The 12,961-nt window shown below is 67.2% G+C and carries 9 protein-coding genes; 4 read left to right on the top strand and 5 right to left on the bottom strand.

The window, feature by feature from the left end; translation table 11 throughout:
- Positions 1–110 precede the first annotated feature (110 nt).
- Positions 111–1,307 carry an O-succinylhomoserine sulfhydrylase gene (locus U5A57_RS08345; protein WP_321909780.1) on the top strand — a complete coding sequence of 399 codons (1,197 nt, stop codon included), beginning with the start codon at positions 111–113 and terminating at the stop codon, positions 1,305–1,307.
- A gap of 87 nt (positions 1,308–1,394) precedes the next feature.
- Entirely contained in the window at positions 1,395–2,270 is an 876-nt protein-coding gene (locus tag U5A57_RS08340; protein WP_321909778.1) for an MOSC domain-containing protein, read from the top strand.
- A gap of 15 nt (positions 2,271–2,285) precedes the next feature.
- Here U5A57_RS08340 and U5A57_RS08335 read toward each other — a convergent pair whose 3' ends face one another.
- Together U5A57_RS08335 and U5A57_RS08330 are read right to left on the bottom strand one after the other, a co-directional pair.
- Positions 2,286–3,089 carry an AraC family transcriptional regulator gene (locus U5A57_RS08335; protein WP_321909776.1) on the bottom strand — a complete coding sequence of 268 codons (804 nt, stop codon included), beginning with the start codon at positions 3,087–3,089 and terminating at the stop codon, positions 2,286–2,288.
- A gap of 54 nt (positions 3,090–3,143) precedes the next feature.
- Complete coding sequence (locus U5A57_RS08330; protein WP_321909774.1) at positions 3,144–3,485, bottom strand: FKBP-type peptidyl-prolyl cis-trans isomerase; 342 nt, start codon at positions 3,483–3,485, stop codon at positions 3,144–3,146.
- Positions 3,486–3,639: 154 nt separating this feature from the next.
- Between U5A57_RS08330 and U5A57_RS08325 the strand changes: the two genes are divergently transcribed.
- Both U5A57_RS08325 and U5A57_RS08320 read left to right on the top strand, forming a co-directional pair.
- Entirely contained in the window at positions 3,640–4,407 is a 768-nt protein-coding gene (locus U5A57_RS08325; RefSeq protein ID WP_321909772.1) for a HAMP domain-containing sensor histidine kinase, read from the top strand.
- An 85-nt stretch (positions 4,408–4,492) separates the two neighbouring features.
- Positions 4,493–5,899, top strand: a complete 1,407-nt coding sequence (locus tag U5A57_RS08320) for a hemolysin family protein (RefSeq protein WP_321909771.1) — start codon at positions 4,493–4,495, stop codon at positions 5,897–5,899.
- Between the two features lie 20 nt (positions 5,900–5,919).
- Here U5A57_RS08320 and treY read toward each other — a convergent pair whose 3' ends face one another.
- From treY to treZ, 3 genes are read right to left on the bottom strand one after another with little or no spacing between them, the layout of a single operon-like run.
- Positions 5,920–8,808 (bottom strand): malto-oligosyltrehalose synthase, encoded by a 2,889-nt coding sequence (gene treY, locus U5A57_RS08315; protein ID WP_321909769.1) that lies wholly within the window; start codon positions 8,806–8,808, stop codon positions 5,920–5,922.
- A complete protein-coding gene (gene malQ, locus U5A57_RS08310) occupies positions 8,805–11,048 on the bottom strand; it encodes a 4-alpha-glucanotransferase (protein WP_321909768.1) in 2,244 nt (747 codons plus the stop codon). The genes treY and malQ overlap by 4 nt, the downstream gene beginning before the upstream one ends.
- Complete coding sequence (treZ, locus tag U5A57_RS08305; protein ID WP_321909766.1) at positions 11,045–12,946, bottom strand: malto-oligosyltrehalose trehalohydrolase; 1,902 nt, start codon at positions 12,944–12,946, stop codon at positions 11,045–11,047. The genes malQ and treZ overlap by 4 nt, the downstream gene beginning before the upstream one ends.
- Between the last annotated feature and the right edge of the window lie 15 nt (positions 12,947–12,961).

Below are 12,961 nucleotides of genomic sequence, written 5' to 3'. Positions count from 1 at the left end.
CGTTCTCGCCGAATCCGAAAGCCCGCTTTCTGCCGATGCAAAAGCGGGCTTTTTTGCGCGTGTGCGTGCAGGATTGAAGCAGGATGGTTCAGGACAAGGAGAACTCGAACATGGACGACACCTTCAACTTCGACACACTGGCCGTTCGCTCGGGCACGCTGCGCAGCGAGTTCAACGAGCATTCGGAAGCGCTTTATCTCACGTCGAGCTTCTGTTTCGGCAGCGCCGCAGAGGCCGCCGAGCGCTTCAAAAACTCCGAAACCGCCTATACGTACGCGCGTTTTTCGAATCCGACCGTCACCATGTTCCAGGAGCGCCTCGCCACGCTCGAAGGCGGGGAAGCGTGCATGGCCACGGCTTCGGGCATGGCCGCGATCATGTCGGTGGTCATGGCTGCGCTGCAGGCGGGCGACCATATCGTCAGTTCGCAGAGCATTTTCGGCTCGACGCTCGCCATGTTCTCGCAGATCTTCAGCCGGTTCGGCATCGCGACCACCTTCGTCGACCCGACCGATCTCGACGCGTGGAAGCACGCCGTGCGCCCGGAAACGAAGATGTTCTTCCTCGAAACGCCGTCGAATCCGCTTACCGAAGTGGCCGACATCGAGGCGGTCAGCAAGATCGCCAAGGCGGCGGGCGCGCTCTTCGTGGTCGACAACTGCTTCTGCAGCCCCGCGCTGCAACAGCCGCTCAAGTTCGGCGCGGACGTGGTGATGCATTCGGCCACCAAGTTCCTCGACGGTCAGGGCCGCGTGCTGGGCGGCGCGCTGGTGGGCTCGAAGGCGTTCATCATGGAGAAGGTGTTTCCGTTCGTGCGCACCGCGGGTCCGACGCTTTCCGCGTTCAACGCGTGGGTGCTGCTCAAGGGCATGGAAACGTTGTCGCTGCGCGTGGAGAAGCAGTCGGACAACGCGCTTCAGATCGCGCGCTGGCTCGAGACGCATCCGGCCATCAAGCGCGTCTTTTATCCCGGTCTCGAATCACATCCGCAACATGCGCTCGCCATGCGGCAGCAGAAGCTGGGCGGGGCGATCGTCTCGTTCGAAGTGAAGGGCGACACGCCGGAGCAGCAGCGCGCGAACGCGTGGCGCGTGATCGACGGCACGAAGATCTGTTCGATCACCGGCAATCTCGGCGATACGCGCACGACCATCACGCACCCGGCCACGACGACGCACGGCCGCATTACGCCTGAAGCGCGCGCGGCGGCAGGCATTACCGAAGGGCTGATTCGCCTCGCCGTTGGCCTTGAAAACGCCCAGGACGTGCGTAACGATCTGGCGCGCGGGCTTGATGTGGTGGAGTAAGCAGTAAGCTCTTTTAAACAACGGTTGTATGATCGTGCGCTGAACGCCGTTCGGCCCATTTCCTTATTGTTTTCCCGCGAGTTCGCCATGCCCACAGTTCGTGCGTTGTTCGTCTACCCCGTGAAGTCGTGCGGCGCGATCGCGCTCGACAATGCGCAGCTCGGCCTGAAGGGCATCGAGTGGGACCGTCACTGGATGGTCGCCGACGCAAATGGCCGGCTCGTCACGCAGCGCCAGTACGCGGCGATGGCGTGCATCGTGCCCACGTTCGTCGAAGACGGCGTGCGCCTCACCATGGAAGGCATGAGCGAAGCGCTCCATCTGCCGTTCGCGCCGCGCGGCGGCGAGGCGCGCGTGCCGGCCTCGGTCTGGGACGACGACTTCGAAGCGCTCGACGAGGGCGATCACGCGGCGCAATGGTTCACGCAGGCGATCGGCGCGCCGGTGCGCCTGCTGCGCTTTGCGCATGACGTGACGCGTCTTGCGAGCCGGAAGTGGACGAACGGCGAAGACGCGCCCACGCAATTCGCCGACGGCTTTCCGATTCTCGTGACGAGCGAGGCGTCGCTCGCGGACCTCAACGCGCGCCTCGCGGCGAAGGGCGCACCGCCCGTGCCGATGGCGCGCTTTCGTCCGAACATCGTGGTCGGCGATATCGGCGACGCATTCGAGGAAGATTTCATCGACACGCTCGCCATCGAATCCGCATCGGGCGGCGAGGAAATCGTGCTGCGCTTCGTGAAGCCGTGCGCGCGCTGCCCGATCACGACGATCGATCAGGAGACGGGCGAGCGCGACGCGCAATGGCCCACGGAACCGCTCGACACGCTGCAGGTATTTCGCGCCGATCCGCGCGTGGACGGCGGCCTGACGTTCGGCCAGAACGCGATGGTGGTGACGGGCGCGGGCAAGCACGTGGCGGTGGGCGCACGCGCACAGTGGGAATACCGCTTCGACGAATGAGCGGCGCCTGCGCGCTCAGTGCGACGGCAGCGCGCGCCACTGGCCGGGCGCGAGCCCGAAGCGGCGCGTGAACGCGTGCGTGAAGGCGCTCTGGTCGCCGAAACCCACTTCGAGCGCGATGTCGGTGAGCGAGGCGCGCGGGTCGGCGAGCAGGGTGAGCGCGGTGTCGAGCCGCAGCCGCTGCAAGTAGCGATGCGGCGTTTCGCCGAACGCTTCGATAAAAAGCTGATGAAAGCGCCGCATGCCGAAGCCGCAGTGCGCGGCGAGATCGGCAATGCGCAACGGCTGGGCGAGATGCGCGCGCAGCCACCGGTCGATACGGGCAAAGTCCAACCCGGCCGCCGCGCTGAACTGCGCGCCAGCGGCCACGCCGGTTTGCGCGATGAATGCCGCGCACAGGCGCGCCGAGGCGTCCCAGTGAAAACGCCGCGCGCGCAGGTCGGCGCTGTCGCGAGGCGGCGCGGCCATCGCGGCGCACTGCGCGATCTGGCTTACGAGCTGCGTGAGCGCGGGGTCGAGGCGCACGGCGCGCGCCTTGTCGAACAGCCGTTCGGGCACCGCGAGCGTGGCCGCGGGCAGGTCGAGCACGAGCTGGCGGTTATCGCCAATGCCCACGTAATCGTGTCGCGCGCCCGCCGGAATGAGCCAGGCGGAACAACTGTCGATGCGCTCGCCCTGGCCGTTCACGGTCATCTCCATCTCGCCGTCGAGGCCGAGCACGATCTGGTGAAAATCGTGCAGATCGGTTTCCTCGATCGCGCCGTAGCGGCGCAATTCGACGCCGGGCGCGGTGACGGGAGCGTGGTAATGCGGATTCATGATGACCGGTTGCGGTTGCAAAAAAGGCGAGCGCTGTAAAGCATCAAGCGGGCATCAAACTTCGAGCAGCTCGACTTCGAACACGAGCGTGGCGTTCGGCGGAATCACGCCGCCCGCGCCGCGCACGCCGTAGCCCAGATGCGGCGGAATCGTCAGCTTGCGCACGCCGCCCACCTTCATGCCCTGCACGCCTTCGTCCCAGCCCTTGATGACCATGCCGCCGCCCAGCACGAAGGCGAACGGGTCGTTGCGGTCCTTGCTCGAATCGAACTTCTGGCCGTCCGTCAGCCAGCCGGTGTAGTGCACGCTGACAGTCTGGCCGGCCTTGGCTTCGGCGCCGGTGCCTTCGGTCAGGTCTTCGTACTTGAGGCCGGATTCGGTGGTCACGGTAGACATGGAAAAACTCCTGATTCGAATAGTTGAACCCGTTATTGTAGGCGCTTTGCAGGCCGGGGCGGGCGGCAGCCTGCCGGGCACGCCGGTTGCTCGCTAACCGCTGCCTATAATGGGGGACCGCTCGCCCGGCTTGAGGCGCAATAAGAGGAATCAGATGGAGCCGACTTCGCAAAACCGTACCGAGCGCACGGCGCGCCTGTGCGCCGAAACCGCGCTTTTCATGCGCGACCACGTGCTCTCGCGCGTCTCGCATGATCTGCGCAGCCCGCTCAATGCCATCCATAGCTGGGCTTACGTGCTCGAGCGCAAGATCGACAGCGCCGACGCCGCCGCGCAGCGCGCGCTGGGCGGTATTCGCACGGGCGTGGAGCAGCAGGTTCGGCTGCTGGAAACGCTCGTTGACACCACGCGCGCCGAAACGCGCAAGCTGCGCATCGAGCGCGCGCCGTTTGCCGTCGCGGCGCTGATCGGCGAAGCCGTGGAAGATGCCCGCGCCGCGCTTGGCGACGCGCGCGGCGTGACGTTCGCGGTGCAGGACACGACCGGCGCGGCGACGCTTGACGGCGACCGCCAACGCATTGCACAGGCGCTGTGGCTGATGCTGGTGTTCGCGGCGGAAACGAGCGCGCAAGGCACGGGCGTGACGCTCGCGGCCAGCGCGAGCGCAACCGGCGCCCACCTGGAAGTGAAATGGCGCGCCACCCGCCAGGCGCTCACCGACGATGCGCTTGCGCACGTGCTGGAACCGTTCGCGCGCGCCCAGGCGAGCGAGCAGCAGGAAGCGGGGCGCTGCGCCTGGGTGCTGGCGCTGTGCCAGCGCGTGGCCGAAGCGCACGGCGGACGCTTCGCGGCGCCGGCTCTCGTGGGCGAGGGCGAGGAGACGGCGCTGGTGTTGGATGTGCCGCCGCTGAACGGGGCGTGAGCCGCAGGCCGTAGTGCGCGCGTCATCGCCTTTCATCCACCTTGCACATTTATACTGAGCGCTTCGTCCTTCGGAGCCATTTGTCTTGATCCAGCTTCTCGCCCTCATTGGGGCGTTCCTGCTCGTTGCCCTCAACGGTTTCTTCGTCGCGGCCGAATTCGGCCTCGTCAAGCTGCGCGCCACGCGCGTGCAGAGCCTCGCGCAGCAGCATGGCTTGCGCGGCCGGCTGCTCGCCAAGGTGCATGGCCAGCTCGATGCCTATCTTTCCGCGTGCCAGCTCGGCATCACGCTCGCGTCGCTCGGCCTCGGCTGGATCGGCGAGCCGGCGTTCGCGCAATTGCTGGCGCCGGTGTTCGAACTGCTAGGCGTGCAATCGGCGCAACTCGTCCATGCCATTTCGCTGGTGTTCGCGTTCACGGTGATCTCGTTCCTGCACATCGTGGTGGGGGAGCTTGCACCGAAGTCGCTCGCCATCCGCCAGGCCGAGAAGATTTCACTATGGACGGCCATGCCGCTCTACGGCTTCTACTGGACCATGTATCCCGCGATCTGGCTGCTCAATTCGAGCGCGAACGCGGTGCTGCGTCTCGCGGGCCTTGCCTCGGAGCACGGCCACGACACGCACTATTCGACTGACGAACTCAAGCTGATCCTGCGCAGCCGCCGCGCCGCCGCACAGGCCGAGGCGAACGAGTCAATGCACGAGCAGCGGGGTACAAACGGCAAAAACGGCGCACTGCCGCTGCTTCCCGCGCCAGCCGCGAACGCCTATAACGCCGACGAATGGAACACGCTCGCCCATTCGCTCGACTTTTCGCGCCTCACCATTTCCGACCTCATGCGGCCCACGCACGAAATGGTGGGCTTGCGCCGCGACCTGCCGCTGCGCGAGAACATGCAAATCGTGGCGCGCCATCGCTTCAGCCGCTACCCGCTGTTCGAAGACGCGACGGGCGAACGCGTGGCGGGTCTCATCCACCTGAAGGACCTGTTGCTTGCGCGCGAGTCGGGCAACGCTCTCAGCGATCTCGGCAAGTTCGTGCGCCCTGTGCAGTACGTGCGGCCCGATACGCCGGCGCTGGCGCTCTTTCGCCGCTTTCGCAAAGGTGCGCCGCATTTCGCGCTGGTGGGGCACAAGGGCGCGCGCCCGCTCGGCTTTCTCACGCTCGACAATCTGCTTGGCGCGCTCGTAGGCCAGATTCACGACGAGTTTCACCAGGCCGACACCGACTGGACCCGCATGGACGACGGCACGCTGATGGGTCGTGGCAGTCTGCCCGTGGTGTCGCTGGAACAGGCGCTCGGCATCGATATCGACGAAGGGCGTGCGGAGTCGGTGGGCGGTCTGGTGATTCATGCGCTCAACGATCTGCCCACCGAAGGGCAGCGCGTTGAGTTCGACCGCTTCGACATTGTCGTGAAGAAGATGAAGGGGCCGCGTATCGTGCTCGTGCGCGTGTATCCGAAAGATCTCGACGACGAAGGCGGTTGAGCGTGCCTCGAGCGCGCATCTTAGCTGCGCGTGAGCGTCGACAGCACGGCCACCGGCATGGCGCTCAGGATGTCGCGCACTGCAAGCGTGCCGCCTTCGGGCACCGTGTGCGTTGCGTCGCTGAGCCAGTCGTGCAACGTGGCTTGCGTGCAGCCCTTGGGCAGTTCAACGGTCGTATCGTCCCAGCGTGCGGGTGCGACGAGCGGCGTGTCGCCATCCAGCAGCCCCGCGGCGTGGCGCGTGCCGATCACGATGGCCCAAGCGTTGCCGTGATGGCGCGCGAACGCAATCACGTGTGAAGCCTGTGCGCCGTTCACCGTGAGCGGCAGATATTCGCCTTCGCGCAAGAGTTCCGGCATTTTCGCTCGCAGCGCGAGCAGGCGATGCACGGTGGCCAGCTTCACGTGTGCGTTGCGCCAGTCTTTCAGCTTTGCGGCAGGCGCTTGATTGTCGAGCGCGGCTGCGCGGGCCGCGTAGTCGACAGGGCGCCGGTTATCGGGATCGACGAGGCTGAAATCCCATAGTTCGGTCCCCTGATAAAGGTCAGGTACGCCCGGCGAGGTGAGCCGAAGCACCGTTTGCACGAGCGTATTGAGCGCGCCCGCGGGCGCCACGTGCGCGACGAACCCGGCAAGTGCCTGCAAGAAGCCGTCGCGCCGTTGCGGTGCGAGGATATCGAAGAGAAATGCCTGGCACTCCGATTCATAGGTTTCATCGGGCGAGAGCCAGTTCGTGCGCAGCTTCGCTTCGCGCAACGCTTTGAGCTGCCACTTCGACACACGCTCCGCCAGCGCATGCACGCCCGCTTTGTCGCCGGGGTCCAGTTCGGGCGGCCAGCAGCCCACGAGCGTTTGATAAAGCATCGCCTCAGCGGCGGGCCCAGGCGACCATGCCGCGCCGGCCGTCGCGTCGGTACGGCGATGTGTCTGGTTCAGCGCCGACCAGGCACGCAACGTGTTGCTCCAGTCGAGCGCGATCTCGCTTAGCACGGCGAGCCGCGCGCGCACGTCCTCGCCGCGCTTGTGGTCGTGCGTGGCCGTAGCGAGCAGCCCATAAGGGCGGCGCTGGCGCAGGCGGTTCGCCGCATGAAAGTCATGTGGCGTGCGCGCGAAATCGTCGGGGTCCGCGCCCACTTCGTTGCGCGAGAGCAGGCGTCCGTAGCGATAGAGCGCGGTGTCTTCCGTGGCCTTTGCCGCAAGCGGCGCGGTGAGCTGCGAGAACAGCGCAAGCGCCGTGCGTTGCGCAATAAGCGCATGGCTGAGCGGCGTATTTGCCTGGCTGTTGCCCGCATTCGTGTTTGCGCCGGCCGGCGCGGCGCGTGGCGGCTTGGCACTGCCGCCGCCGCCGCCGCTGTTGCCGCTACCGCTGCCGGTGTTGTTCGCTGCCGGCTCGGGGGCGCGGCCGCCTAGCCAGCCATCGACGAGATCGAGCGCCGCCAGGCTCGCGCGCGGCAGCGCGCGTCGCGCGGCTTCGAGCGCAACATCGAAATAACGGTTGTCGAGCGCGCCGCGCAAGCCGTTCACCGGATAGATCCGGTAGATCGGGAAGTACATGGCCAGATGCGCGGCCACGCGGTGCACCGACGCATAGGTGGTGTCGCGCGTGCCCGGCAGTTCGCGCGCGATACGGTGCAGCGCGCGAGTGGCATGGTCGAGTTCCGCGGGGAGATAGGCGGCCAGCATTTCGCGGCGCGCATCGAGCGCGTAGGCCGCGAACGGCCGGCCGTCGCCGGAGATGGCGGTCCACGCTTCGGCAAGCGGCGCGGCGCCCGCGGGATCGTGCAGAAACGCGCCCACGTCGTTCATGAAGTCGTAGCCTGTCGTGCCTTGCACGGGCCAGTCGTCGCGCAGCGTTTCGCCTTGCGCGAGAATTTTCTCGACCACGATGTACGGCGGCGTGGCACGCAGCGTGGCGAGCCGTTGCCGCAGGCGTTCGCAGTACTCGCGCGGGTCCGCGAGCCCGTCGATATGATCGATGCGCAAGCCGTCGATCACGCCGTCGGCGTAGAGGCGAAACATGAGCTTGTGCACGGCCTCGAACACGTCGTGGCGTTCCACACGCACGCCTGCGAGCGCGGTAACGTCGAAGAAGCGACGCCAGTTGATCTCGTCGGTGGCGGTGCGCCACCAGGCGAGCCGGAAGTGCTGGCGCTCCAGCAAGCGGTGCAGCCGGTCGCGCGGCACCGGGTCGCTACTTGAATAGGATTCCAGAACAAATTCGATGGGGTCCGTGCCGGCCCGTTCGACGAACGCGCGCAGCGCATCGCGCCCGGCGGCGGCGCGCTCCTGATCGTCGGGCTGGGTCGTGAGGCCCTGGAACGGCCCGGCGAGGGTGTTGAGATCGGCGCGGTTGGCGGACTGCAGGAGCGCTGCATAGTCGGTCGGGCAGATCGGGCACACGTGCGGCCCGTATTGCACGTAGAAGCGCGCGGCGACCGGGTCGAACTTCAGCTCGATACGGCCTGCCGCGAGTTCTTCGCCGTACTGTGCGCCGAGAAACGGCATCAGCACCTTGCCGCGCAGGGCGGGGTCGGGCGAGTGCCAGTCCACGTCGAAATGGCGCGCATACGCGCTGTGGCGCCCCCATTCGAGAATGTCGAGCCACCAGGCGTTGTGAGCGCCGCCCACGCCCATATGATTCGGCACGAAGTCGGCGACGATGCCCATGCCACGCTCGTGCACTTTCGCGGCGAAGCGGCGCAACGCGCCTTCGCCGCCCAGCTCCGCGCTCACCGTGCCGTAATCGACGGTGTCGTAGCCGTGCATCGATCCGGGCTGCGCGGTCGTGACCGGAGAAAGGTAGAGATGGCTCACGCCGAGCGCGGCGAAGTAGTCGAGCTGCGCGAGCGCGTCGTCGAACGTGAAGCCGTGATGGAGCTGCAGGCGCAGCGTCGCGCGAGGGTAGGTCATGGCGTCGGCTTCTTTTCGGGCGCGTATGGCGCGCCGCTGGCGGTTGGGTGGGCGTCATGCGCGCCTGCACCGGCGCTCGGGTCGACCTGCGTACGCGCGACGGCCTCGCGTGCGTGTACGACGGCTTGAACGCGCGCGGCAACGGCCGGATCGGTGAACAGCGACTCGACGGGCAGCGGCAGGCGGCGGCGCCAGTTCGGATGCTCGTCGATCGAGCCGGGCAGATTCGGCTGATCGGCCAACGCGAGCAGGTCTTCGAGCGGACAGGTGACGAGCGGGCTCCTCGTTGCCGCGACATAGGCGAGTGCGGCATTCACGGGCGGGTCGTCGGCTGGCGGCGGATTGGCGTCGTGCGGTGCGAGCCCGCTTTGCTGCAACGCGTGCCAGAGCGCGACGCGATCTTCCGCGCGCTGCGCGTGGTCGAGCGCGACGGGGTCGAGCCCATCGGCGCGCGGGAGCGTCTGGCCGATACGGTTGCGCCAGTCGATATCCGCGCCGCTCCACCAGCCCGCGACGGTCGCCAGATCGTGCGTGGTGGTCGTTGCAACGCCGTGGGGGTCCCAGCGCTCGGGCGCGAGAAAGCCCTTGCCGTCGCGCTCGAACCACAGCACGCGGATGCCATACAGGCCGTGCGCCGCGAGCCGCTCGCGCAGCCCCGGTGGCACGGTTCCGAGGTCTTCGCCGATCACGATCGCGCGATGACGCCACGACTCGAGCGCGATGAGCCGCACGAGGTCGTCGAACGGATAGCGCAGATACGCGCCGTGGCGCGCACTTTCGCCTTCGGGCACGAGCCAGAGCCGCCGCAGCCCGAGGATATGATCGATGCGCACGCCGCCCGCATGGGCGAACGCCGCGCGCAGCATGTCGATGAACGCCCGAAAGCCATTGTTGTGCATCGCGCGCGGCGAGAACGTGGTGAGGCCCCAGCTTTGCCCGGCCTGGTTGAAGATGTCGGGCGGCGCGCCGACCGACACGCGTTGCAGCATGTCCTGCGGCAGTGACCACGCGTGCGAGCCGCCGCCATCGCAGCCCACGGCGAGATCGGCGACGAGGCCGATCGCCATGCCGGCCTCTCGCGCGCTGCGTTGTGCGCCCGAAAGCCCTTCTGCCGCGAGCCATTGCAGGAAGCAATGAAAGTCGACTTCGCGCCGATGTTCCTGCGCGAACGTCGCCACGTCGGCGCTGCGCGGGTCGCGCAGCGGTTCGGGCCAGTCGCGCCAATGGCGCTCGCCGCCGGGGCCGTGCAGCATGGCCTCTTGCAGCGCCTCGAAACGCGCGTGGTCTTCGAGTGCTTCGCCGCCCTGCGCGCAGAATGCGGCGAACACAGCGGCGCGCGGCGAGCCGCTTGCACGTTCGTCCGTGTCGAAGCGTTCGTACAGCGCGCGCAGCACCTTGAGCTTGAGCGGCAACGCACGCTGCCAGTCCACGAGCGGTGCGTCTTCGAGTTCGCGCCAGGCGTCGCCCGCATTCGCGGCCACGCTCGCGTCGTGCGCGCCCTTGGCGCCAAAGACCGCTGCCGGGTCGATATGCGCGACATTGACCCACAGGCGCGACGAAGGCGAATAGGGGCTGAAGTGGCCCGGCTCGGCGCTGAACATCGCATGGGTCGGGCTCACTGCCAGCGCTTGCGCGCCGCGCCGCGCGCTTTGCGTTGCGAGCGTGGCGAGCGCGGTGTAGTCGCCGATACCGCCATCGCCTTTGCGTCGGAGTCCATATAATTGCGCGGCGAGCCCCCATAACGGCGGCACCGTGCCGCTGTCGCCATGACGCGCGCGCCAGGCGTCGGCAACCGTATGGCAGTGCGGCGGCGCGACCGCTATCGTCAGGCGATGGTCGTTGACCGTGAGCGTGTGGTAGCCCGGCTCCGCAAGCGGCGCGAGCAGCGCGCTCTCGCCGCGCGGCGAGGTGAAGCGGCCTTCGATATGCTCGCCGCTTTCAAGGTCGACACGATAGTGGCTGCCCGCGCGCACGACCGAAGGCGGCAGTTCGATGGCGCTGTCGTATTCGGCGGTGATGAGCGGCGGCAGGCGCCGCGCCGACTGCTCGGCGTTCAGCGCGGAAGCACTCTGGCGGATCTGCGTGGCATTGGCGCATGGCAGGCCCGCGCATTCGAGCAGCGCGGCGAGCGTGCTGTCCGGCACGCGCTGCACGGCGCCGTGCGCGTCAGTCCATTCGACCTCGAAGCCCGCGCGGGCGGCGAGAGTCGCGAGCGTTTCGCTGCGGCGCGCCGTGCTCATGCGTAGGGCTCCTCGCGATGAACGACGCGCGCATCGTGCTCGCTCGAATATCCGGGTACGTCTCCGGTGAGCCATGCGATGCACGCGCTCTCGGGCAGCACGCCATTGTCGGCATAGTCGCGCGCACGTGGCGGCGTTTCGAAGATCACCATGCCCTCGGGCCGCGGACTGAGCGGCACGCCGTCGCGGCCCAGGTTCAGCGCGATCGTGAGCGTTTCGCCGTCGTCGAGCCGCCAGCGCGCGACGAGCGCGGCGAGCCCGTTCGCGGCGTCGTCGGCCAGCACGGTGGCGCCGAGTGCTCGCGCGTGGCGCAGGCGCGGCATGAGCAAATGCGCCCGCACGCACAGCGCCGATTTGTAGAAGTGCATCCATTCGAGCCGTTCGCCATCGAGCGGCGCATCGGCGGGCGGCGACGAATTGACGAAGGTCTGCAGATCGTTCGGATCGGGGATGCGCGCGCGGCTCGCCTCGTCGTTGAACGCGCTGAATGCCTTGAATTCACGGCGGCGCCCTTCGCGCACGGCTTCGGCGAGCTGGCCGGTGAAGGCGGTGAAGAACTGGAACGGCTGCGTCGAGCCGTATTCCTCTTCCATGAAGAGCAGCGGAATTTGCGGCGAGAGCAGCAGCATGGCCGTGGCCGCGCGCAAGGCGTCGTCGTCGGCCAGCGCGCGCAGGCGGTCGCCGAGCGCGCGGTTGCCGATCTGGTCGTGGTTCTGCAAAAACATCACGAACGCGGTAGGGGGCAGGTGCGCGCTCGGTTCGCCGCGCGGCTCGCCCGCATGCACGGGCGACGGCTCGCCCTGGTACACGAAACCTTCGCCGAGCACGCGCGCGAGCTTGCCGATGGGGGAATCCGTGAACGCGCGATAGTAGCCTTCCGATTCGCCGGTCAGCAGCACGTGAAAGCAGTGGTGCGCATCATCGTTCCATTGCGCGCTGAAGTGCGATTCGAGCAGATTCGCTTCGTTGTGCTCGTTTTCGAGTACGAGGTGCACATGCCGGTCTGGCTCCACGCGCGCCTTCACATGATCGGCCAGCTCGCGCAGCCAGTTGGTGTTGCCGATCGCATGCGCGGCGTCGATGCGCAGTCCGTCGAAGCGATATTCTGTGAGCCAGTAGAGCGCGTTGTCGCAGTAGAAGTCGCGAACTTCGAAACGGTCGAAGTCGAGTGCTTCGCCCCATGGCGTCTTCACGCCTTCGCGGAAAAACGGCTTGGCATAGTGGCCGAGCCAGTTTCCGTCCGGGCCGAAGTGGTTGTACACGACGTCGATGAACATCTGCAGCCCCAGCCCGTGCGCGGTGTCCACGAGCGCTTTCAGTTCATCAGGACTGCCATAGGCCGCGTGCGGCGCGTAGGGCAGCACGACGTCGTAGCCCCAGCCGCGCTCGCCCGGGTAATCGTTGAGCGGCATGAGTTCGACCGCCGTCACGCCAAGCGCGGCCAATGCGGGCAAACGTTTCATCACACCTTGATAGCCGCCCAGCGCGCCCACGTGCAGCTCGTAGATCACCGTCTCTTCCCACGGGCGTCCTTGCCAGTGCGCATGCTGCCAGGCGTAGGCGCGCGGGTCGAGCACTTCGCTCGGGCCGTGCACACCCTGCGGCTGGAAGCGCGATGCGGGGTCGGGTACGCGTTGCTGGCCGTCGATGCAGTAGCGGTACAGCGTGCCCGGCCCGCACGGCGCCTGCGCTTCGAACCAGCCATTGCCGCTCGGCGTCATGTCGAGCGGGGGCGCGTCCTCCACGTTTTCAAAAACGATCTGCACCGATCGACACGAAGGCGCCCAGAAGCGAAAGCGCGTATGCGGCTGCGTGTGCGCCGCCCCGATCAGCTGTGCGCCGAACGGCAGGCAATGCATGTACTGGCGGGCGTGCGGATCGTGCGAAAGCGGGGACATGGTCGATTCCTGGTT

The organism is Paraburkholderia sp. J11-2, from assembly GCF_905220185.1.
Lineage (GTDB): Bacteria > Pseudomonadota > Gammaproteobacteria > Burkholderiales > Burkholderiaceae > Paraburkholderia.
The sequence above is the reverse complement of the archived record's forward strand: the minus strand, read 5'-3'. Positions and strand labels throughout refer to the sequence as shown.

Excerpts from the sequence above, each read along its gene's own strand:
- U5A57_RS08325 (WP_321909772.1), top strand. The coding sequence starts at position 3,640 with ATGGAGCCGACTTCGCAAAACCGTACCGAGCGCACGGCGCGCCTGTGC.
- treY (WP_321909769.1), bottom strand. The coding sequence starts at position 8,808 with ATGACCTACCCTCGCGCGACGCTGCGCCTGCAGCTCCATCACGGCTTC.
- malQ (WP_321909768.1), bottom strand. The coding sequence starts at position 11,048 with ATGAGCACGGCGCGCCGCAGCGAAACGCTCGCGACTCTCGCCGCCCGC.
- U5A57_RS08340 (WP_321909778.1), top strand. The coding sequence starts at position 1,395 with ATGCCCACAGTTCGTGCGTTGTTCGTCTACCCCGTGAAGTCGTGCGGC.
- treZ (WP_321909766.1), bottom strand. The coding sequence starts at position 12,946 with ATGTCCCCGCTTTCGCACGATCCGCACGCCCGCCAGTACATGCATTGC.
- U5A57_RS08335 (WP_321909776.1), bottom strand. The coding sequence starts at position 3,089 with ATGAATCCGCATTACCACGCTCCCGTCACCGCGCCCGGCGTCGAATTG.
- U5A57_RS08330 (WP_321909774.1), bottom strand. The coding sequence starts at position 3,485 with ATGTCTACCGTGACCACCGAATCCGGCCTCAAGTACGAAGACCTGACC.
- U5A57_RS08345 (WP_321909780.1), top strand. The coding sequence starts at position 111 with ATGGACGACACCTTCAACTTCGACACACTGGCCGTTCGCTCGGGCACG.